At 65.6% G+C, this 19,759-nt stretch carries 21 protein-coding genes and 2 tRNA genes; 19 read left to right on the top strand and 4 right to left on the bottom strand.

The features are described 5' to 3' along the window. Nucleotides 1–32: 32 nt before the first annotated feature. Complete coding sequence (locus AC07M9_RS10440; RefSeq protein WP_494883561.1) at nt 33–863, bottom strand: TrmH family RNA methyltransferase; 831 nt, start codon at nt 861–863, stop codon at nt 33–35. Nucleotides 864–1,046: 183 nt separating this feature from the next. Here AC07M9_RS10440 and AC07M9_RS10435 point away from each other — a divergent pair. From AC07M9_RS10435 to pssA, 3 genes are all read left to right on the top strand, one after another. Beyond that, nucleotides 1,047–1,132, top strand: a tRNA-Tyr gene (locus AC07M9_RS10435). Between the two features lie 154 nt (nt 1,133–1,286). Next, nucleotides 1,287–2,036 carry a phosphatidylserine decarboxylase gene (locus AC07M9_RS10430; protein WP_494883559.1) on the top strand — a complete coding sequence of 250 codons (750 nt, stop codon included), beginning with the start codon at nt 1,287–1,289 and terminating at the stop codon, nt 2,034–2,036. After that, complete coding sequence (gene pssA, locus AC07M9_RS10425; protein ID WP_494883557.1) at nt 2,033–2,854, top strand: CDP-diacylglycerol--serine O-phosphatidyltransferase; 822 nt, start codon at nt 2,033–2,035, stop codon at nt 2,852–2,854. The genes AC07M9_RS10430 and pssA overlap by 4 nt, the downstream gene beginning before the upstream one ends. Here pssA and AC07M9_RS10420 read toward each other — a convergent pair. Then, entirely contained in the window at nt 2,826–3,107 is a 282-nt protein-coding gene (locus tag AC07M9_RS10420; protein ID WP_494883555.1) for a hypothetical protein, read from the bottom strand. The two genes, pssA and AC07M9_RS10420, sit on opposite strands and share 29 nt — an antisense overlap. Before the next feature lie 954 nt (nt 3,108–4,061). Between AC07M9_RS10420 and rpsB the strand changes: the two genes are divergently transcribed. The 3 genes from rpsB to AC07M9_RS10405 all read left to right on the top strand — a co-directional run bounded on the left by rpsB (nt 4,062) and on the right by AC07M9_RS10405 (nt 6,328). Beyond that, on the top strand, nt 4,062–4,814 hold the full coding sequence (rpsB, locus tag AC07M9_RS10415; protein ID WP_494883554.1) for a 30S ribosomal protein S2: 753 nt from the start codon (nt 4,062–4,064) through the stop codon (nt 4,812–4,814). Nucleotides 4,815–4,930: 116 nt separating this feature from the next. Next, nucleotides 4,931–5,854 carry a translation elongation factor Ts gene (tsf, locus tag AC07M9_RS10410; RefSeq protein WP_494883552.1) on the top strand — a complete coding sequence of 308 codons (924 nt, stop codon included), beginning with the start codon at nt 4,931–4,933 and terminating at the stop codon, nt 5,852–5,854. A 177-nt stretch (nt 5,855–6,031) separates the two neighbouring features. Further along, the gene (locus AC07M9_RS10405; RefSeq protein WP_494883550.1) at nt 6,032–6,328 is read left to right on the top strand and encodes a hypothetical protein; all 297 of its coding nucleotides are present in this window, start codon (nt 6,032–6,034) and stop codon (nt 6,326–6,328) included. Nucleotides 6,329–6,352: 24 nt separating this feature from the next. On the opposite strand, the gene AC07M9_RS10400 is transcribed toward AC07M9_RS10405, so the two are convergent. Continuing rightward, on the bottom strand, nt 6,353–7,285 hold the full coding sequence (locus AC07M9_RS10400; protein WP_494883548.1) for an acyltransferase family protein: 933 nt from the start codon (nt 7,283–7,285) through the stop codon (nt 6,353–6,355). A 222-nt stretch (nt 7,286–7,507) separates the two neighbouring features. On the opposite strand from AC07M9_RS10400, the gene pyrH reads away from it, so the two are divergent. From pyrH to AC07M9_RS10345, 11 genes are all read left to right on the top strand, one after another. Next, entirely contained in the window at nt 7,508–8,230 is a 723-nt protein-coding gene (pyrH, locus tag AC07M9_RS10395; RefSeq protein ID WP_494883546.1) for a UMP kinase, read from the top strand. A 3-nt stretch (nt 8,231–8,233) separates the two neighbouring features. Continuing rightward, the gene (frr, locus tag AC07M9_RS10390) at nt 8,234–8,791 is read left to right on the top strand and encodes a ribosome recycling factor (protein ID WP_494883544.1); all 558 of its coding nucleotides are present in this window, start codon (nt 8,234–8,236) and stop codon (nt 8,789–8,791) included. Between the two features lie 31 nt (nt 8,792–8,822). Further along, nucleotides 8,823–9,512 (top strand): polyprenyl diphosphate synthase, encoded by a 690-nt coding sequence (uppS, locus tag AC07M9_RS10385; protein WP_494883542.1) that lies wholly within the window; start codon nt 8,823–8,825, stop codon nt 9,510–9,512. Continuing rightward, complete coding sequence (locus tag AC07M9_RS10380; protein WP_494883540.1) at nt 9,499–10,275, top strand: phosphatidate cytidylyltransferase; 777 nt, start codon at nt 9,499–9,501, stop codon at nt 10,273–10,275. Before uppS ends, AC07M9_RS10380 begins: the two co-directional genes overlap by 14 nt. A gap of 5 nt (nt 10,276–10,280) precedes the next feature. Continuing rightward, on the top strand, nt 10,281–11,432 hold the full coding sequence (gene dxr, locus AC07M9_RS10375) for a 1-deoxy-D-xylulose-5-phosphate reductoisomerase (protein WP_494883538.1): 1,152 nt from the start codon (nt 10,281–10,283) through the stop codon (nt 11,430–11,432). Between the two features lie 14 nt (nt 11,433–11,446). Continuing rightward, complete coding sequence (gene rseP / locus AC07M9_RS10370) at nt 11,447–12,826, top strand: RIP metalloprotease RseP (protein ID WP_494883536.1); 1,380 nt, start codon at nt 11,447–11,449, stop codon at nt 12,824–12,826. Between the two features lie 203 nt (nt 12,827–13,029). Beyond that, on the top strand, nt 13,030–15,675 hold the full coding sequence (bamA, locus tag AC07M9_RS10365) for an outer membrane protein assembly factor BamA (RefSeq protein ID WP_494883534.1): 2,646 nt from the start codon (nt 13,030–13,032) through the stop codon (nt 15,673–15,675). After that, nucleotides 15,675–16,373: an OmpH family outer membrane protein gene (locus tag AC07M9_RS10360; protein WP_494883532.1), complete on the top strand. Its 699-nt coding sequence runs from the start codon at nt 15,675–15,677 to the stop codon at nt 16,371–16,373. The genes bamA and AC07M9_RS10360 overlap by 1 nt, the downstream gene beginning before the upstream one ends. Before the next feature lie 19 nt (nt 16,374–16,392). Continuing rightward, a complete protein-coding gene (gene fabZ / locus AC07M9_RS10355) occupies nt 16,393–16,848 on the top strand; it encodes a 3-hydroxyacyl-ACP dehydratase FabZ (RefSeq protein WP_494883530.1) in 456 nt (151 codons plus the stop codon). A 99-nt stretch (nt 16,849–16,947) separates the two neighbouring features. After that, on the top strand, nt 16,948–17,175 hold the full coding sequence (rpmE, locus tag AC07M9_RS10350; RefSeq protein ID WP_494883528.1) for a 50S ribosomal protein L31: 228 nt from the start codon (nt 16,948–16,950) through the stop codon (nt 17,173–17,175). Between the two features lie 203 nt (nt 17,176–17,378). Then, the gene (locus AC07M9_RS10345; protein WP_494883526.1) at nt 17,379–17,975 is read left to right on the top strand and encodes a superoxide dismutase family protein; all 597 of its coding nucleotides are present in this window, start codon (nt 17,379–17,381) and stop codon (nt 17,973–17,975) included. A 42-nt stretch (nt 17,976–18,017) separates the two neighbouring features. Here the strand turns inward: AC07M9_RS10345 and AC07M9_RS10340 are convergent, their stop codons facing one another. Continuing rightward, nucleotides 18,018–18,650 carry a prolyl hydroxylase family protein gene (locus tag AC07M9_RS10340; RefSeq protein WP_494883524.1) on the bottom strand — a complete coding sequence of 211 codons (633 nt, stop codon included), beginning with the start codon at nt 18,648–18,650 and terminating at the stop codon, nt 18,018–18,020. A 180-nt stretch (nt 18,651–18,830) separates the two neighbouring features. On the opposite strand from AC07M9_RS10340, the gene AC07M9_RS10335 reads away from it, so the two are divergent. Together AC07M9_RS10335 and ccmC are read left to right on the top strand one after the other, a co-directional pair. Further along, nucleotides 18,831–18,907 (top strand) — tRNA-His (locus tag AC07M9_RS10335). 118 nt (nt 18,908–19,025) lie between these two features. Next, nucleotides 19,026–19,757 (top strand): heme ABC transporter permease CcmC, encoded by a 732-nt coding sequence (ccmC, locus tag AC07M9_RS10330; RefSeq protein ID WP_494883522.1) that lies wholly within the window; start codon nt 19,026–19,028, stop codon nt 19,755–19,757. Nucleotides 19,758–19,759 lie beyond the last annotated feature (2 nt).

Here is a 19,759-nt window from a genome sequence, read left to right as displayed (position 1 = left end):
GAGGATGCCACGAGAAGGGGTGGGAACAAGGACTATTCCGTAGCGCGCGTCGCCGCAGCATAGAGCGCGATGGCAGCTGCGTTGCTGACGTTGAGGCTTTCCATGGCCTCGCTGATCGGCAGCTTGGCGAGGGCGTCGCAGTGCTGCGTGATGTTGTGGCGCATGCCGTCGCCTTCCGCGCCGAGCACGAGCGCGACCGGCCCGGTGGGCAGTGCCTCGCCAAGCGTCGTTTCCGCCGCGCCGGTCAGGCCGATGCGCCAGTAGCCTGCGTCGGCGATCTCCTCGAGCGCGCGGGCAAGGTTCACCACGCGCACCCAGGGCAGCACTTCCAGCGCACCCGACGCGGACTTGGCGAGCGTGCCCGATTCGACGGGGGCATGGCGGTCCTGCGTGACGATGGCGCAGGCATTGAACGCGGCGGCCGAGCGCATGATCGCGCCGACGTTGTGGGGGTCTGTGACCTGGTCGAGCACGATCACCGGCCGCAGCGGATCGTTGTCGAGCACGTCGGCCAGGAACATGTCCTCGAGCGGTTCACATTCGAGCACGAGGCCCTGATGCGGCGCGTCGCGCGCGACCAGGCGGGCGAGGTCGGCCGCCTGTGCCCACTCGACGGCAAAGTTTTCGGGCAGTTCGCCGTCGAGCGAATCGACGCCCTCGCGCGTCGCCCAGAGCTTGCGGTGGACGCGGTCGGGATTCTTGAGCGCCGCTTCGACGGCGTGACGGCCCCAGAGACGTACCGCGCCCGAGCCCGCGCGTCCGCTGCCGCGCCCGTTCTTCATCCGGCCTGCGCGGCCGCGCAGGGCTTTCGCCGGGCGGGCATCATCCTCGCTGCCGGCTTTTCCGCCGCTACGCTTGTTCATTCATCGTCCTTTCGAAAACCGAATATGGCAAATTTCTTGCCCCCTCTGACAGGGAGGCCATTGACAGGCAAGGCTCGCTTCGGCAAAGGCCCGGCTCCTCGGCAACGAGGCCCCTTTCGGAGCCTCGACCAACGCCGGAATTTCCCGCTTTCGCAGGGGATTCCAGCAGCCAGCAACTGGTGTGGACAGGTGGCCGAGTGGTTAAAGGCAGCAGACTGTAAATCTGCCCGTGCAAGCGTACGCTGGTTCGAATCCAGCCCTGTCCACCACCAGCTCCCCGCAAGAGCGGGCCCGGTAGCCCCGCACAGGGGCCTTCCCCATAACGCCGCTTCACCGCATTTATCCGCAGGCGCCGTTCCCGCCGGGGAACACCGCGTCGCCAGCGGCATTGCGGTAGCAGTGCGCACTGTCTAGATGAGAGCGATGCCCGGAGAAATTTTCGACAATCAGGGCCGCGGCGAAGCGTCGTGGCAGTGGCCCTCCATTCACCCCGAAGGCCGCAAGTTCGGCGCCATTGCCGGCGTCGTCGCGCTGGTCGGCTGGATATTGCTTGGCCCTTGGGTCGGCTGGCCGCTCGCGGTGCTGACGCTGTGCGTTCTGGCGTTCTTCCGTGACCCGGTACGTGTCACCCCGCAGGACGAACGCGCGATCGTGGCGCCGGCGGACGGTCTTGTCACGCTGATCGGCAAGGTCCCGCCCCCTCGCGAACTGACCGTGGACGATGGCACCGGTTCCGCGCCGATGTCGTCGGAACCCGTCACCCGCATTTCGATCTTCATGTCGGTTTTCGACGTGCACATCAACCGCACGCCGATCGCCGGTACTGTCAGGCGGGTCATCTACATTCCCGGCAAGTTCGTGAACGCCGACCTCGACAAGGCGAGCGAGGAGAACGAGCGCCAGCACGTCCTCATCGAGCGGAGTGACGGTCTGCGCATCTGCTTCACGCAGATCGCCGGCCTTGTCGCACGACGCATCGTGCCGTTCGTCAAGCCGGGTGACATCATCGCTGCCGGCCAGCGCATCGGGTTGATCCGTTTCGGCAGCCGCGTTGACGTCTACCTGCCTGCAGGGACGGAGCCGAAGGTCCTGATGGGCCAGAAGATCATCGCCGGCGAAACCGTGCTGGCCGTGCTCGCCAGCGCTTCGGTGATCGAGGGCGTGGCCCAGTGATCGACGAGCCGGACTACGAGGCGGAGGACGCTTTCGCCGGCCGGCCGGATATGCGGCGTGGCCCGCGGCGCCGGCTTGCGGCGGGACTGTCCATGCGCGCGATCGTGCCCAACGCGATCACTGCCGCCGCCTTGTGTTCGGGCCTTACCGGCATTCGCTTCGCCATCGCCGGTGATTTCGAAAAGTCGGTGCTTGCGATCATCCTTGCGGGTCTGCTCGACGGGATCGACGGGCGCGCGGCCCGGCTGCTCAATGCCCAGACTCGCTTCGGCGCCGAACTCGACAGCCTGGCGGATTCGATTTCCTTCGGCGTTGCGCCGGCCCTGATCGTTTATCTGTGGACGCTCCACCAGTTGCCGAGCCTGGGCTGGATCGCTGCATTGGCCTTCGCGATCTGCTGCGTATTGCGGCTCGCCCGGTTCAATTCGCGCCTCGACATGCTCGAGCAGCCGCACAAGTCGGCTGGCTTCCTGACGGGCGTTCCGGCGCCGCTCGGCGCGGGGCTCGCGTTCCTGCCGATGTACCTGTGGATCGCCACCACCCGTCCCGAGTTCGCCAATCCCGTCGCGGTGAGCTTGTGGATGGCCCTGATCGCCTTCCTGATGATCTCCAACATTCCGACGCTGGGTTGGTCGCGCATGCGTCCGCCGGGATCGTTGCGTCTGGTTGTCCTCGCGCTGATCGGCCTGACCGTCGCCGCGCTGCTGACCGAAACCTGGTTCACGCTGGCGGCAATCACGATCGTCTATCTGGTGCTCCTGCCTTTCGGCCTGATCACTTATGCCAAGGTCACGCGGCAAGTTCCAGCGACGGACTGACCGACGGCCATTCCAGACGTGCCGGTATGCGGCGAGCCGGGCGCTTTGCGAATTCGGGGAACCTGACTTCCGTGAGCGCCGGGACGGCTACGCGCTCTATCGACTTCCATTCCAAAGGTGTTGCGAGGGGGCAGGCGTCCAACTGTGCCTTCAGGGTGGCAACACCGGGGCCGAAGCGCCCGATCGTGGCCAGCAGGCTCCAACCCGAAGCTATCGCGGCGAGGGTAAAGAGACCGGCTACGAATGCAGTCATGATCATTCCTTTCTAACCATCGCCCGAGCCCCTCGACGGGGTGTGGACATCTTGTGGATAACGCGAATCTGTTCTATCAATGTTCCGCAGGGCGGTAGTTCCCTTTTTGTTCCATTGAAGTCAAGCGCAATTTGCAGGGGCGACATTCCAGAGCCCATTTAGGCTTGGCGTGCCTTTCCCAGTTTTAGGCATCTGGCTGGCAAATGTCCGTATCGAGCCTCCCGGCCCGAGTTCGTGCGCGGTCTGACCCTATCACCCGAGGCCGCGGCTCAGGCTGCGTGGGTGCGGTGGCCGAAATGGTGGAGGCGATGCGTGACCGGTTTGGGGCAGGGATGACGACGTGCCCGGGCCGGTAGGCGGCGCGTATCGGTCGAAGATTCGAGCGGGCGGCGCAAATCTACGGTCGCTACGTAAATGGCCCTTTCCCGGGAGGCTTCTGCCAATTGTATGCGCAACATGCGCACGAGGGGGAGGGCAGTCGCGGCGCTTTTCCAGATGGTAAGGATCGCGGCCATGGCAGCGACGGAAAAGAGTGCGAGAGAGACGATACTCATGGCGCGATTGCCTTTTTCCAAGTCTTCGCCCCCGACTGAACTTGCCCCATTTTTCGAATGTCTGATTGTTGGTTGCGTTAGCTGACTTATCACCAGCGATGCCGTGAGAAAACACTTATGGAAGGTTGGTTCCTGTCCCAACTCCTTGATTTACCATGGAATGACCGTTTTTGGCGATGAAGCGACAACAGCTTGCGGTGAACAGCGCTGTCAGCTTTTCCGATTGGGGCTGGATTTAGCCGCAGGACATGGCTATGGGCGGGCGCGCTTGTGGGATTTCAGCCGGACGATCCGGTTCGACTCGCAGGCAATCCACATGGAAGGCGTTCATACCGGTGCCGCAGCGGGGTCCCCGCACGGTTCCAGTCTTCCAGAGGTTCAACCGGAAAGGAATTATCTTATGGCGGCTCCCGTCGTCACCATGTCGCAGCTCATCGAAGCCGGCGCACACTTCGGTCACCAGACCCACCGCTGGAACCCGCGCATGAAGCCGTACATCTTCGGCGCGCGCAACGGCATCCACATCATCGACCTGTCGCAGACCGTGCCGCTCTTCGCGCGCGCGCTCGACTTCGTGCAGTCGACCGTCCAGGCCGGCGGCAAGGTCCTCTTCGTCGGCACCAAGCGCCAGGCGCAGGAGCCGATTGCTCAGGCAGCCCGCGCCTGCGGCCAGCACTTCGTCAACCACCGCTGGCTGGGCGGCATGCTCACCAACTGGAAGACCATCTCGGGCTCGATCAAGCGCTTCAAGGCGCTCGAGGAGCAGCTGGCAGGCGACACCGCCGGCCTGACCAAGAAGGAAGTGCTCCAGCTCACCCGCGAGCGTGACAAGCTCGAGCTCTCGCTCGGCGGCATCCGCGACATGGGCGGCATCCCGGACGTGATGTTCGTGATCGACGCCAACAAGGAAGAGCTGGCGATCAAGGAAGCCAACGTCCTCGGCATCCCGGTCGTCGCCGTGCTCGACACCAATGTCAACCCGCAGGGCATCTCGTTCCCGATCCCGGGCAACGACGACGCCAGCCGGGCCGTGCGCCTGTACTGCGACGCGATCGCCCAGGCCGCGACCAAGGGGCACCGCGAAGGCGTGATCGACAGCGGCATCGACATCGGCGCCATGGATGCGCCCGTCGAGGAAGCTGTCGAGGCCTGATAGGCCCCGGCCGACGACACTTTCGTCATGGAATTGTCGCGCGCCGGGTCCAATGGGCCTGGCGCGCATCCATTTCAGGGGCTGGAACGCCTCTAACCAACAAAAGGATTTGAGCGATGGCTTACACCGCCGCTGACGTGAAGAACCTGCGCGAGCGCACTGGCGCCGGCATGATGGACTGCAAGAAGGCTCTCGACGAGACCAATGGCGATCTCGAAGCCGCCGTCGATGCGCTGCGCGCGCGCGGTCTGGCCGCAGCCGCCAAGAAGTCGAGCCGCACCGCCGCTGAAGGCCTGGTCGGCGTTGCCGTCACCGGCACCAAGGGCGTTGCCGTCGAGGTTAACTCCGAGACCGACTTCGTCGCCAAGAACGACCAGTTCCAGGACTTCGTGCGCAAGACCACCGAAGTCGCGCTCGGCGTTGCCGGCAACGACGTGGACGCGCTCAAGGCCGCTGCCTACCCGAACGGCGGCACCGTTGCCGACGCGCTGACCAACAACGTCGCGACCATCGGCGAGAACCAGCAGGTTCGCCGCCTCAAGACCGTCGAAGTGTCGAACGGCATCGTCGTGCCGTACATGCACAACGCCGCCGCTCCGAACCTCGGCAAGATCGGCGTGCTCGTCGCGCTTGAATCGGAAGCGCCTGCCGACAAGCTCGAAGCCCTCGGCAAGCAGATCGCGATGCACATCGCCGCGGCGTTCCCGCTGGCGCTGAACGCCGAGGACCTCGATCCCGAGCTGATCGAGCGTGAGCGCAAGATCGCCCAGGAAAAGGCCGCCGAATCGGGCAAGCCCGAAGCCGTGCAGGCCAAGATGGTCGAAGGCGCGATCTCGAAGTACGCCAAGGAAAACGCGCTGCTCTCGCAGGTCTTCGTTCTCGACAACAAGACCCCGATCCAGCAGGTCGTCGAACAGGCGGGCAAGGAAGCCGGCGCGAAGATCGTCCTCAAGGACTACGTGCGCTTCCAGCTCGGCGAAGGCATCGAGAAGGAAGTCTCCGACTTCGCGGCCGAAGTGGCTGCCGCCGTCGCAGGCTGATCTTTTCCGCCTTCTTCGGGAACGGACATGCGGGCCGGGGAGCATCAGCTTCCCGGCCCGTTTTCGCATGCCGCCCCGAGATGCGGGATAGGGGTAAGCACTCTCGGGGTATGCGCGAGGGGATCAAACGTGGCGCCTGTGCGTTCAACGGAGGTAACCCAATCCGGGAGGTGCACCATGAATGCGATCACCACCATCGCCGAATTCCGCCCGTCCACGCCGGTCCGGCCCGTTTCCGAGGAGCTGGGCAGCCTGCACAGGTCCGTGGAGGATGCCTGCCCGCCTTCCAGCATCGTCAGCTTCATCTTCGACGGCAGGCTGCGGATCGCGGTAGACGTCCATACCTTCGAGGAGGCGAGTGAAGTGGAAGCGCTGCTGCCTTCGATCGGGGGCGGCGTCTTTCACGATGTGGCGCGCGGCAATACGCCCGGGATGTCGTTCCGACGGCGGGTGAGCGCGCTGGTCGATCGCTGAGCGGCGCGCGCAGGCGCGAGGGTATCAGCCCAGCACGGTCCGCGTGACGGGCGCCAGCCTGCGGGCCGCGAAGACCAGCACCAGGCTAACCGCGAAAGCGATGACCGCCTGCAGGATAGAGCCATGCGCTACGACCGCGCCCGCCAACGAAAGCAATACGGGATGGACGAGATATACCCCCATCATGCAATCGGCGACCGGTTGGACGCCGAAGCGGGCAGGCCACCGGCGCTTTCCCAGAAACACGGCAGCGCTGGTTAGAGGAATGCCCAGACCATAGGTGAGCGCGATGCCCGGGACCTGCTGATAGATCGCGACGGCCAGCGCGGCGGCGACCAGCAGCAGTCCGGGAACGAGAAGCTTTCCGGCACGCGATGTCAGGCCGATCGCGGTCCCGGCAAATACTGCTCCGATCGCATGGGCCCATTGGGGGAGGGGCATGGGCCATGCCAGCGACATCGGGCGCCAGATCTCGGCCCCGCCCAGCACGGCGAGCAGCAGCGGCGCGCTTGCGAGGAAGGCCGCGGATGGCCGGACGTGCGACTTGACGAGACCGAGCACGACGAGGACCATGAACATGAACGGCAGGAACCACAGGTGCTGCGAGGTCCCCAGCAATATCCCCATGAGCGGATTTCCGGGCGGCAGCATCGGCTTGTGCCGCACGAGGGCGAACAGCGCATAGACGGCCAACCAGAATGCCCAGGGTATCAGCAAGCTCTGCGCCAGGACCTTTACCGGCCGGTGGCGGTCCCAGTTATAATGTACATCCAGCATCGGCGACAGGGCAATGAATACGATGAGGCCGGTGTAAAAATAGCCCGCCCACACCCCGCCGCCATGAAAGACGACGATGCCGAAAGCGGAAAGAATCCGGAGCGCTTCCACAGCCTGATTGCGGCGTGGCTTCGGAAACGAAGCCTGAACGAAGTCCGGCGTCGCTAGCGGTGACGTCATTTTTTGACCCCGTTCCCCAGTGCACTTGCGACTTTGCAGGCAAATGGGTGTTCTCACAAGCGTTAACTTTTTCGGTGTCGATCACTACTTTGGCATCGGCGCGCGTTTTTCATGTCGCCCGCGTGAACCCACCGTCTCGCCCAACCCCCTTGGCAATCGCCCGCCGCGCTCCTAAAGCCGGGCGATCCCAGTTTCAGGCCCGTTCCCAGGAGACCCAGCGGCATGTCATCCTCCCCCTACAAACGCGTCCTGCTCAAACTCTCGGGCGAGGTGCTGATGGGGAGCCAGCAGTTTGGGATCGATCCCGACTTCGTCGCGGAACTCGCCGGCGAAGTGAAGGCGGCCAAGGAAACCGGTCTCGAAATCTGCCTCGTCATCGGCGGCGGCAACATCTTCCGCGGCATGGCGGGCGCCGCGCGCGGCATGGACCGCGCCCAGGCCGACTACATGGGCATGCTAGCCACCGTCATGAACGCGCTCGCGATGCAGAACGCGCTCGAGCAGATCGGCGTGGAAACGCGCGTGCAGTCCGCCGTGCAGATGGACCAGGTCTGCGAACCGGTGATCCGCCGCCGCGCCGAGCGCCACCTCGAGAAGGGCCGCGTGGTGATCTTCGCTGCCGGCGTGGGCGCGCCTTATTTTACCACCGATTCCGGCGCCGCGCTGCGTGCTGCCGAGATGCGGTGCTGCGCCCTGCTCAAGGGCACCAGCGTCGACGGCGTCTACGACAGCGATCCGAAGACCAACCCGGACGCCAAGCGCTACGAGAGCGTCGACTACGATACCGTCCTCGCCGACAATCTGAAGGTGATGGACGCCTCCGCCGTGGCGCTGTGCCGCGACAATGCAATTCCGATCGTCGTGTTCTCGATCCGCGAGAAGGGCAACCTTGCCACCGTTCTCGCCGGTGGCGGAACCAAGACGCTCGTCCAGAAGGGAGCCTGAACCATGGCCAAGTACGACAAGGCGGACCTCGAGCGCCGCATGAAGGGCGCCATCGACGCGCTCAAGCACGACCTTTCCGGCCTGCGCACCGGCCGCGCCAACACCGCGCTGCTCGAGCCGATCACGGTTACGGTCTACGGCGCGAATACGCCGATTACCCAGGTCGCCACGATCTCCGCTCCCGAGCCGCGCATGCTCTCGGTGCAGGTTTGGGACAAGAACAACATCGGTCCGGTCGAGAAGGCGATCCGTTCGGCGGGTCTCGGCCTCAACCCGATCAACGACGGCAACACCCTGCGCCTGCCGATCCCGGATCTGACCGAGGAGCGACGCAAGGAACTTGCCAAGCTCGCCAGCTCCTATGCCGAGAAGGCGCGCGTCGCCGTGCGCAACGTGCGCCGCGACGGCATCGAGAACCTCAAGGCCGACGAGAAGAAGAAGGAAATCTCGGAAGACGACCGCAAGCGCGGCGAGACCGAGGTCCAGAAGCTGACCGACGAGCAGATCAAGGCGCTCGACGAGGTGTTCTCGGCGAAGGAAAAGGAAATCCTCGGCAAGTGAGGTTGGATCGCCCCGGGGTGAGGGAGGCCTGATGGCCAAGGAGGAAGCCACAAGCGCCCGTCACGTCGCCATCATCATGGACGGCAACGGGCGCTGGGCGAAGAAGCGCCATCTTCCGCGCGCGCTGGGGCACCAACGCGGCGTGGAGGCGGTGCGCCGCGTCGTGCGCGGTGCGCGCGAGATGGGCCTTGAGGCGCTGACCCTCTACGCCTTCTCCACGGAGAACTGGCGGCGGCCCGAGGAAGAGGTTTCCGACCTCATGACCCTGATGAAGCGCTTCATCCTCTCTGATCTCGACGAGTTCGCGAATGCCGGCGTCCGGCTGAAAATCATCGGCGATTACAAGGCTTTCAAGCAGGATGTTGTTGAATTGGTCGAAGGCGCGATGGCGCGTACCTCGGGCAATACCGGCACGACGCTGGTAGTGGCGCTGAACTACGGATCGCAGGACGAGATCGCTCGCGCCGCCACCAGCGCCGCCGCCAAGGGTCCCATCACGCCCGAGACCATTGCCGCCGAGCTGGACACTGCGGACCTGCCGCCGCTCGACCTGCTGATCCGCACCTCCGGCGAAGTGCGGCTGTCGAATTTCCTGCTGTGGCAGGCGGCCTATGCCGAGATGCTGTTCACCGACGTGCTCTGGCCGGACTTCACCGCCGAGCATCTGCGCGATGCCCTCGAAGCCTTCACCACTCGCGAGCGGCGCTATGGCGGGCGCTAAGAGGCCAAGGCGCGGCGTGTCCGACCTTGGCGTGCGGACCGTGTCCGCCGTCGTCATGCTGGGCGTCGCCGGCGCGGCCCTGTGGCTGGGCGGGGCGGTGTGGATCGCCTTCGTCTGCGCCGTCTCTGTGGGGGTGCTCTACGAGTGGATACGGCTTGCCCGCCGTGCCACGCCCGGACCGGGCGCTCGGGCCGCCTGGAACTTCCTCGGTATGCTCTATGTCGGCGTAGGTGCGGCCATGCTGCTGTTCCTGCACAACGACGCTTTCACGCTCGCGCCGGTCCTGACGCTTCTGGCGACCGTCATCGCCGTCGACGTCGGCGCGTATTTCACCGGCCGCACGCTGCGAGGCCCCAAGATCGCGCCTTCGATCAGCCCGTCGAAGACCTGGTCAGGGCTCATGGGCGGCGTGCTGGGCGCGACGCTGGCGCTCTTCACCGCTGCGCGGCTGTGGCAGGACGGGACGATCCGGCTCACTCCGCAGGTTTCCGCCGCCGACGCCGTCTCATGCTTCGGGACCGAGCCGTGCTGGTACGCCAGCGCCGGGGCAGTGCCGCTGTTCGCCAGCTGCCTGATGACCGGCATCATCGTCGCCGTCTGCGCGCAGGCGGGCGATTTCTTCGAGAGCTGGATGAAGCGGCGCGCCGGGTTCAAGGACTCAGGCAACCTCATTCCCGGTCACGGCGGTTTCTTCGACCGCGCGGATGGCTTGCTGGCGGTGCTGTTCGTGCTAGGGCTGATGATCCTGTTCCAGCCGCGATGAGATCCATGCGCACACTTACCGTCCTCGGCGCTACCGGATCGATCGGCGCTTCGACGCTCGACCTGATCCGCCGCAACCGCGGCGACTGGCGCGTCACGGCGCTGACCGCGCATTCCAGTGCCGCTGAACTGGCGCGTCTGGCCCGCGAATTCGGGGCAGAGGTCGCCGTCGTCGGGGATGAAACGCACCTTCCTGCGCTGCGTGACGCTCTCGCCGGTTCGGGCATCGAGGCGGCAGGCGGTCCCGCCGCATTGGTCGAGGCGGGCGCGCGGGGCGCCGACGTTACCGTGGCCGCGATCGTCGGCTGCGCGGGGCTCGCACCGACGATGGCTGCGATCGAGCAGGGCGGGGTGATCGCGCTCGCCAACAAGGAAGCGCTGGTTTCCGCAGGCGAGGTCATGCTCGCCGCCGTCGCGCGCCACGGCGCCACGCTGCTGCCCGTCGATTCCGAGCACAACGCGATCTTCCAGTGCCTGTGCGGCAACGATGCCGCCGACGTCCGCTGGATCACCCTGACCGCGAGCGGCGGTCCGTTCCGCGACTGGTCGTGGGACCGTCTCACCGCCGCCACGCCGGCCGAGGCTGTCCGCCATCCCAACTGGGACATGGGCGCCAAGATCAGCGTCGATTCGGCGACGATGTTCAACAAGGGCCTCGAACTGATCGAGGCGCATCACCTGTTCCCGGTCGGCCTCGACCGGCTGCGTATCATCGTCCACCCGCAATCGGTGGTCCATTCCATGGTTGAGTACCGAGACGGCTCGACTCTGGCGCAGCTGGGTCCGTCGGACATGCGCGTGCCGATTGCCTCGGCGCTCGCCTGGCCGCGCCGCATGGACACGCCCTGCGCCCCGCTCGACCTTGCCGAGATCGGCGAGTTGACCTTCCGCAAGCCCGACGAGGTGCGCTTCCCCGCCACCCGCCTGGCGCGCGAGGCGGCGCAGGCGGGTGGTGCGGTTCCGGCCGTGCTCAACGCCGCCAACGAGATCGCCGTCGCGGCGTTCCTCGGCGGTCAGATTTCGTTCACCCGTATTGCCGCACAAGTGGAGGACGTACTGGGTTCCTATGCGCCGCCCGCGCCCGGCTCGCTGTCCGACGTCCTCGAAGTGGACGGCGAGGCAAGGGCAAGGGCGCGGTTGCTCGTGACCAGTACGTGACGGAGATTGCTCGCTTGACCGGATCACCAGGACTTCTGACGACGGTCTTCGCCTTCCTCCTGGTTCTGGGCCCCTTGGTCGTGATCCATGAGCTGGGCCATTATCTGGTGGGGCGGCTGTTCGGGGTGAAGGCCGACGCCTTCTCCGTCGGCTTCGGCAAGGAACTGGCGGGCTGGACCGACAGGCGCGGCACCCGCTGGAAGCTCTCCGCACTGCCGCTGGGCGGCTACGTGCAGTTCTCCGGCGACATGAACCCGTCGAGCGCGCCGAGCTCCGTCGATGATCGCATGACCGCGGAGGAGCACTCGCACACCTTCCACGTCAAGCCGCTGTGGCAGCGCGCGCTGATCGTACTGGCCGGGCCGATGACCAACCTGCTGCTCTGCGTGGCGATCTTCGCGGCCTTCTTCGGCGTCTATGGACGCGTGGTGGCGGATGCCGAGATCAGTGCGTTTTCGCCGGGTTCCGCCGCGCAGCAGGCGGGCCTGCACCTGGGCGACCGCATCGTGGCTATCGACGGCGAGAAGATCGCGGGCGTCGGCGACGTCGGCGACCATACCGTCTACTTTCCCGGCAAGACCCTGTCCGTCGCCGTGGAGCGCGATGGCGGCACGGTGGTGGTGCCGGTCACGCTGGCCACGCGCGAGTTGAGCGACAGTTTCGGTAACAAGGCCAAGATCGGCGACCTCGGCGTCGAGCTGTTGCCGCCGCTGGTCGGCGGGTTCCACGGTGATTCGCCGGCTGAAAAGGCCGGCATCCAGCCAGGAGACCGTATCGTTGCGGTAAACGGGAAGGCCGTGGGCAGCTTCACCGACATTCCGCGCCTTATCCGGCCCAATGCCGGCCGCACCGTCGAGGTGACCGTGCGCCGCGGGGCGCAGGACCTCACGCTGCCGGTCACGATCGCCGCAGGTACTGCCGTCGACGCGCAGGGGCGGACGGTGCAGGTCGGACAGATCGGCATCCGCGCCGGTCGTCTGGAAACCTTCGGGCCGATCGCGGCGATCGGGCAGGGCTTCGACGAGAGCTTCCATGCCATGGGCACGATGGTCACCGGCATCGCCCAGATCTTTACCGGCGACCGGTCGGTCAAGGAACTGGGCGGACCGGTCAAGATCGCGCAGTATTCGGGGCAGCAGTTCAGCCTCGGCTGGGAAGCCTTCGTGTCCTTCGCGGCGCTGATTTCGATTAACTTGGCATTCATCAACCTCCTGCCAATTCCTGGCCTCGACGGCGGTCACCTGGCCTTCTACGCGGCAGAACTGGTGCGCCGGAGGCCATTGGGAGCACGCAGTCAGGAATGGGCGATCCGAACGGGCGTGGCTCTGGTCCTTGCCTTGATGGTTTTCGTCACGGTCAACGATCTGGCTCAACTTCCGATTTTCGGGGGATAGCCTGGAGGTTTTATCCAGCGATCACAATATTGCCGGGTTTTGTCTGCTTGATCGGATGCGCTCCATCGGGCAGACGGCTGCGGTTGCCTGCGGGGTTCGGTGCGCGCCCCGCTTCTGGCCAGGACTTGTAAGGCCCGGTCCGGGCGATCTGTTTTTGTCGCGAAAGCGAATACGGGAATTTGCGTAGAATGATCGGATGGGAAATGGTTCGCTGCACTGACGAACGCAGGGCCTCGCAAATTGCGGCAGTGCTGCTGGGGACCACGATCCTCGCGGGGGTTCCCGCCGAAGCCCTGGCACAGTCGCCTGCTCCGCTGAGGTCCGGCGCGCCCCGTGCAGCCGCTCCGGCGACCCCGGCCCCCGTCGTCGATCCCGATGCCGGCCCGGCGATCCAGACCATCCAGGTCAAGGGTTCGGAGCGCCTCGAGCCGCAGACGGTGATGTCCTACATCAAGCTGCGCGTCGGCCAGCCCTATACCAAGGCCGCCGCCGACGCCGCGCTGAAGGACCTCTACGCGACCGAACTCTTCAAGGACGTCCAGATCAACAACGACAGCGGCGTCGTGGTGATCCAGGTCCAGGAGAACCCGGTCGTCAACCGCATCATCCTTGAGGGCAACAAGCGCATCAAGGACGACAAGATCCTGCCCGAGATCAAGGTCGCGCCGCGCCAGATCTTCACCCGCTCCAAGATCCGGGCCGACGTCGCCCGCATCATCGAGCTCTACAAGCGCCAGGGCCGCTACGCCGCGACCGTCGAGCCGAAGATGGTTTCGCTCGACCAGAACCGCGTCGACATCGTCTTCGAGATCACCGAGGGCGACAAGTCCAAGGTCCGCCAGATCAACATCATCGGCAACGAGAAGTTCTCCGACGGCGAACTGCGCGGCGAGATGGTGACCAAGCAGGCGCGCTTCACCCGCCTGTTCAGCTCGGGCACCAGCTACGATCCCGACCGCATGGCGTTCGACCAGCAGAAGCTGCGCCAGTTCTACCTGACGCAGGGCTATGCCGACTTCCGCGTGGTCTCCGCCGTGGCGGAACTGACGCCGGACAAGAAGGACTTCATCATCACGTACGTGGTGGAGGAAGGGCAGCGCTACAAGTTCGGCGACGTCAAGGTCGAGAGCCAGCTGCGCGACTTCGACGGCGAGAAGATGGCCAAGAACCTCGTGATGCACAAGGGCGACTGGTACAACGCCAAGCAGGTCGAAGACACGATCGACGGCCTCAACGAGACCGCCGGCGCGTTCGGCTACGCCTTCGCCGACGTGCGGCCGCAGTACGACCGCGACAAGGAAAACCTCACCATGGGGTTGACCTTCGTGATCCAGGAGGCGCCGCGCGTCTATGTCGAGAAGATCGACATCAACGGCAACACGCTGACCCAGGACAAGGTCATTCGCCGCGAGTTCCGCATCGCGGAAGGCGACGCCTTCAACTCGCTGCAGGTCAAGCGGTCGACCAACCGCATCAAGTCGCTCGGCTACTTCCAGGAGAAGTTCGAGGTCGAGCAGAAGCCCGGCAGCGCCGACGACCGCATCGTGCTCGAAGCCAACGTCGAGGAAAAGCCCACCGGCGAACTGCAGCTCTCGGCCGGCTTCTCCAGCCTTGAAAGCTTCATCTTCCAGGCCTCGATCCGCCAGCGCAACTTCCGTGGCCGCGGTCAGACGGTGGGCCTGTCGGGCAGCCTCTCGCGCTATTCCAAAAGCATCGAGGCGAGCTTCGTCGAGCCCTACCTGTTCGACAAGAACATCTCGATGGGCCTGGACATCTACCGCCGCGACTACAACAGCTTCAACTACGCCAACTCGGACCGCAACACGACGTACGAGCAGTCGACGACCGGCTTCCAGGTCCGTGCCGGCGTGCCGCTGACGGAATGGCTGACCGCGGTCGGGCGCTACACGCTCAACTACGACGATGTCAGCCTCGACGAGGATACCTATTACACCACCCGCCAGAATCCGCCGAACCTGGAGTGCGACCCGCTCTACGCCGGCCGATACCTGTGCGATGCGATCGGCAAGCGCCTGAGCTCGATCATCGGCGGGCAGCTGATCTACGACACGCTCGACAACCGCATGCGTCCGACGCGGGGCACCAGTGCCTCGATCAACGTCGACTTCGCAGGGCTGGGCGGCGACGTGAAGTACGCGCGCGTCAGCGGCAAGGCCTCGAAGTTCTTCAACATGGGCAAGGGCTTCATCTTCTCGCTCCAGGCGGAAGGCGGGGCGATCAAGGGTCTGGGCGGCGACGATGTGCGCCTGACCGACCGCTTCTACCTCGGCGAGCCGCAGATGCGCGGCTTCGCGATCCGCGGCGTGGGCCCGCGCGTGCTGCGCAAGCAGCTCGACGCCGACGGCAACCCGTCGACGAAGCGCAGCCAGTGGACCGACGATGCCCTGGGCGGCAACTACTACTACATGGGCCGCGCCGAGATGGAAATTCCGCTGGGCTCCGGCGCGCGCGAAATGGGGCTGCGTCCCTCGATCTTCGCCGACGTCGGTGCGGTGTGGAGCGTCAAGCAGCCGCAGCTCACGCAGTGCAATCCGGGTTGCAATGCGCTCTATACCGACGCCAGCGGCAACTCGACGACTTCCCCGGTCGATTCGACGACCAACCTGCCCAACACCCCGGTGCTCGATTCGAACGGCAACCAGAGCTACCAGTTCTCCTTCGTAGAGGAGTTCAAGGGCGACACCTGGAAGCCGCGCGTCGCCATCGGCATCGGCGTGAACTGGAACTCGCCCTTCGGCCCGTTCCGCATCGACTTCTCGCGCGCTCTCCTCAAGCAGGACGGCGACGATCCCAAGGCCTTCACTTTCAACGTGGGAACACAATTCTGATGAGCACCATGACCAAGACCGTCGCGCTGGCCGCTGGCCTCGCTCTCGCCACTGTCGCCGCGCAGCCCGCGCTGGCCGCCAAGCCCGCGGCGGCGCCGGCTGCCGCAGGCGGCGGCACCATCGTCCAGGGCCTTGGGGTCGCCAGCTTCGATGCGGTGATCGCCAACTCGAACGCCTACAAGGCAGCGGAAACGCAGCGCCAGACCACCTACAAGGCGCAGTACGACCAGGCCCAGGCCCGCAACACCGCGCTCAACGCCCAGATCAAGCCGCTGGTCGACAAGTTCAACGCCGACCGCCAGGGCGGCAAGGTTGCCCCGGCCGCGCTCGAGCAGCAGGCCGCCTCGATCCAGCAGCTCCAGGAGAGCGGCAAGGCCGAACTGCAGCGCATCCTGCAGCCCGTCGGCCTGTCGCAGGCCTACGTGAACGAGCAGATCGAGGACAAGCTGAACGACGCGGTCAAGTCGGCGATGACGAAGAAGAACGTCTCGATCCTGATCTCGCCCGACGCGATCCTCGCGGTCAACGGCGGCGCCTACAACCTCAATCAGGACATCCTGAACGAGCTGAACACCGCGCTGCCTTCGGCGCAGCTCGTGCCGCCGGCCGGCTGGGAACCGCGCCAGATCCGCGAACAGCGCGCTCAGGCCGCCGCCCAGCAGGCGCCCGCCGCGGCGACCGCGCCGACCGGTCGCTGATCCAGGGAACGTACAGGGCATGAGCGAAGTCGTCGAAACGGCCTACGATACCGCGAAGATCCTGGCGGCGCTTCCGCACCGCTATCCGATGCTGCTCGTCGATCGCGTGATCTCCATCTCGGAAGAGGAGGGGATCCACGCGGTCAAGGCGGTCAGCTTCAACGAGGACTTCTTCCAGGGCCACTTCCCCGGCCGCCCGATCATGCCCGGCGTCCTCCAGATCGAGGCGCTGGCGCAGGCCGCGGGCATCCTCGCGATTGAGAGCCTCGGCCTCGCGGGGACCGGCAAGCTAGTCTATTTCATGGCGATCGAGGAAGCAAAGTTCCGCAATCCCGTGACCCCCGGCCACCTGCTGACCCTGCGCGCGGGCTTCGTCCAGAAGCGCTCGCGGGTGTGCAAGTTCTGGGGCAAGGCCTCGATCGACGACAAGGTGACCTGCGACGTCAACTTCACGGCGATGATCGCGGACGCCTGAGAGGCCACACTCTACTTGTATTCCGGCGCCCTTCGCTGTAAGGGCGCCGCTTTCCCAGCAGGCCGGTCGGAACCGGCCATTGTGCAGAGAGACAGACCCATGAAGGCCGATACCCATCCCGACTACCACATGATCACCGTTCAGATGACCGATGGCACCACGTTCCAGACCCGCTCGACCTGGGGCAAGGAAAACGACACGCTGGTCCTGGACATCGATCCGACCTCGCACCCGGCCTGGACCGGCGGCAAGGCTCAGCTTCAGGATGGCGGCCGCGTCGCGCAGTTCAACAAGCGCTTCGGTGGTCTCTCGCTCACCAAGAAGTGATCGGAGCGGCGTTCGCGCCGCTTGCAGACAAAACGAACGAGGCGGTCCTGCGGGGCCGCCTTTTTCGTTTCCGGAAGCCGGCGGTGGCAGGCTTTTGCGGAACTTTCGCCGGTTCGGGACGATTGCCTTTCGCATCCAGCGCCTTAGGCTCGCGGTCATCCCCTTGTCCGTTGGCCGCCAGGCCCGAAATCCGGAGATTCCCGATGAGCAGCCGAACCCGCATTCTCGCCGCCCCCGCCGCCGCCCTGGCTTTCCTGACGATGACCGCCTGCGCCCATGCCGAGGCCGAGCATGCCCATGCCGCTGCGCCTGTGGCCGCCGCCGCTCCGAGCGCCGCGCCGTCGGGCATGGTGCACGCCGACGTCATCGGCCTCGACGGCAGGAAACTGGGCATGGTCATGCTGCAGGAAACCCCGGCCGGCGTTCTGGTCACCGCCGACGTCAAGGGCCTGCCCGCCGGCGATCACGGCTTCCACTTCCACCAGAAGGGCCTGTGCGACACCGCCACGAAGTTCGATTCGTCGGGCGGGCATTTCGCCGGCGGAGACCACCAGCACGGCTACATGACCGCCAATGGTCCGCACGGAGGCGACATGCCCAACCAGCACGTGGGCGCGGATGGCTTGCTCAAGACCCAGATCCTCAATACCGGCGTGACGCTGGGCGCCGGCGGCAAGTCGCTGTTCGACGCCGATGGCACCGCGCTCGTCATCCATGCGGTGGCGGACGACTACAGCAGCCAGCCTTCGGGCAATGCCGGCGGCCGAATCGCCTGCGCGGTAATCAGCACGGCGAAGTAAGCCGCGGCGCTTTCCCCTTCCTCTTCGGAGGAAGGGGCCGTTTCAGCGCCAGTGCCGCTCGCGATACCACTGCGTGATGACGTACTTGTAACCCTTGCGCACTTTCATCGCGTGGTGGAGCGTCGCCGCGTTGGGCGTGCCGTCCGGCCGGCGGTTGTTCCAGGCTATAAGCTTGCCGGCCTCGGGCTGGATCATCTTGTCGATGACCCGGAAGCGCGTGGCGCCGCCCGCTTCGACTTCGTTGAGATAGATCATGAAAGTCCAGGTGCGCTGGCCCGGCACCGCGCAGTACTTTTCGTAATCGGCGTTTCCGGGTTCGAAGTAGTCGGTGTGCGCCTTGAATTCCTGCCCCACCTCGTAGCGCTGGCCCTGCAGCGGCTCGGCATGGACCAGGTCGATGCCCGAGAGGCGCGACAGCGCGGCGGCGAGTTCGCCGACCGCCGGCACTTCCGGCGACAGGTCGCAGGTGGAACTGGTGCGGAAGGCGTCGTCGCCGTTGTAGTCGGCGATGGTCGAGGGGCGGTGGCTGTCCTCGATCAGCGCGACCAGCTGCGCGCATTGCGCTCGTCCGAGGAAGTCGCGCAAGGTGAACAGGTCGAGCCGGGAGGAGGGAAAGCGCTGCATGCCGGGATGGGCCAGCAGTCGTTCAGCCGATGATTCGCCGGGTCCGTTCATGATGCCGACCCTAGCGCACCGAGCGACTGTAGGAAAATCGCGCGTCGATGGCGGCGAGCCGAATTTTTGTTTTGCAAGAATCCCGAGGCTGTGCAAAAGGCGCGCTCCCGCAGCGGTTGCAGCTCAGCTCATCCGCAAGCAGGATACGGCGTCCGGTTTCATGCCGCGACGGCCCGTGTGGCGATCGTAGCTCAGTTGGTTAGAGCGCCGGTTTGTGGTACCGGAGGTCGTGGGTTCGAACCCCATCGATCGCCCCATTTTTCCACCACATCGATATCGTGCATGGGGCAAACGCTCCAAGGGCGGGTGAAAAGCGCGGCCTGTCGACGGGAGTCACTTGCCCCGCGCACCACTCTCGATAGAAGCGCGACTGTCATGCACGGCTTCGCCAACCCCGCCCGTTTCCTGCGTATCGCCCGCTGGCTCATGCCGCTGTGCATGGGCGTGGGCCTCGTCGTGGCGACGCTGGCGCTGGGCTGGGGTCTGCTGCTCGCTCCCGCCGAGCGGCTGCAGGGCGAGACGGTGCGCATCATGTACCTCCACGTGCCCTCGGCATGGCTCGGCATGGCGGGCTGGATGGGCATCGCCGGAGCAAGCTTCACGCAGCTCGTCTGGCGCCATCCGCTCTCCGCCATCGCCGCGCGGGCCTGCGCGGTGCCGGGGGCGGTGTTCACGGCGGTGTGCCTCGTCACCGGCTCGCTGTGGGGGCGGCCCGCCTGGGGAACCTGGTGGGTCTGGGACGGGCGCCTCACCTCGATGCTGGTGCTGCTGTTCCTCTACTTCGGCTGGATGGCGCTGGCGCAGGCGAGCGAAAGCGCGGACGGCGCCGAGAACCGTGCGACCGCAATCTTCGGGCTGGTCGGCGCGGTGAATATTCCCATCATTCATTATTCGGTGATCTGGTGGAACAGCCAGCACCAGCCGCCCAGCATCACCATGGGCAAGTCGGCGATGTCTGGCGATTTCCTCGTGCCGCTGCTGGCCGCGACGCTGGGCTTCACGCTGATCTTCGCCGGCGTCGTGCTGGCGCGGATGCGGGCTATCCTCGCGAACCAGCAGGCCGAGGCGCGGCTGCGGCGCAAGGCCTTCAGCGAAGTGGAATTCTGACG

The sequence above is a fragment of the Novosphingobium sp. GW821-FHT09E05 genome, from assembly GCF_059416165.1.
The sequence above is the reverse complement of the archived record's forward strand: the minus strand, read 5'-3'. Positions and strand labels throughout refer to the sequence as shown.

Excerpts from the sequence above, each read along its gene's own strand:
- frr (WP_494883544.1), top strand. The coding sequence starts at position 8,234 with ATGGCCAAGTACGACAAGGCGGACCTCGAGCGCCGCATGAAGGGCGCC.
- ccmC (WP_494883522.1), top strand. The coding sequence starts at position 19,026 with ATGCACGGCTTCGCCAACCCCGCCCGTTTCCTGCGTATCGCCCGCTGG.
- AC07M9_RS10340 (WP_494883524.1), bottom strand. The coding sequence starts at position 18,650 with ATGAACGGACCCGGCGAATCATCGGCTGAACGACTGCTGGCCCATCCC.
- rpmE (WP_494883528.1), top strand. The coding sequence starts at position 16,948 with ATGAAGGCCGATACCCATCCCGACTACCACATGATCACCGTTCAGATG.
- rpsB (WP_494883554.1), top strand. The coding sequence starts at position 4,062 with ATGGCGGCTCCCGTCGTCACCATGTCGCAGCTCATCGAAGCCGGCGCA.
- tsf (WP_494883552.1), top strand. The coding sequence starts at position 4,931 with ATGGCTTACACCGCCGCTGACGTGAAGAACCTGCGCGAGCGCACTGGC.
- AC07M9_RS10360 (WP_494883532.1), top strand. The coding sequence starts at position 15,675 with ATGAGCACCATGACCAAGACCGTCGCGCTGGCCGCTGGCCTCGCTCTC.
- fabZ (WP_494883530.1), top strand. The coding sequence starts at position 16,393 with ATGAGCGAAGTCGTCGAAACGGCCTACGATACCGCGAAGATCCTGGCG.
- AC07M9_RS10420 (WP_494883555.1), bottom strand. The coding sequence starts at position 3,107 with ATGACTGCATTCGTAGCCGGTCTCTTTACCCTCGCCGCGATAGCTTCG.
- AC07M9_RS10380 (WP_494883540.1), top strand. The coding sequence starts at position 9,499 with ATGGCGGGCGCTAAGAGGCCAAGGCGCGGCGTGTCCGACCTTGGCGTG.
- AC07M9_RS10430 (WP_494883559.1), top strand. The coding sequence starts at position 1,287 with ATGCCCGGAGAAATTTTCGACAATCAGGGCCGCGGCGAAGCGTCGTGG.
- AC07M9_RS10345 (WP_494883526.1), top strand. The coding sequence starts at position 17,379 with ATGAGCAGCCGAACCCGCATTCTCGCCGCCCCCGCCGCCGCCCTGGCT.
- pyrH (WP_494883546.1), top strand. The coding sequence starts at position 7,508 with ATGTCATCCTCCCCCTACAAACGCGTCCTGCTCAAACTCTCGGGCGAG.
- AC07M9_RS10405 (WP_494883550.1), top strand. The coding sequence starts at position 6,032 with ATGAATGCGATCACCACCATCGCCGAATTCCGCCCGTCCACGCCGGTC.
- AC07M9_RS10440 (WP_494883561.1), bottom strand. The coding sequence starts at position 863 with ATGAACAAGCGTAGCGGCGGAAAAGCCGGCAGCGAGGATGATGCCCGC.
- AC07M9_RS10400 (WP_494883548.1), bottom strand. The coding sequence starts at position 7,285 with ATGACGTCACCGCTAGCGACGCCGGACTTCGTTCAGGCTTCGTTTCCG.
- uppS (WP_494883542.1), top strand. The coding sequence starts at position 8,823 with ATGGCCAAGGAGGAAGCCACAAGCGCCCGTCACGTCGCCATCATCATG.
- bamA (WP_494883534.1), top strand. The coding sequence starts at position 13,030 with ATGGTTCGCTGCACTGACGAACGCAGGGCCTCGCAAATTGCGGCAGTG.
- dxr (WP_494883538.1), top strand. The coding sequence starts at position 10,281 with ATGCGCACACTTACCGTCCTCGGCGCTACCGGATCGATCGGCGCTTCG.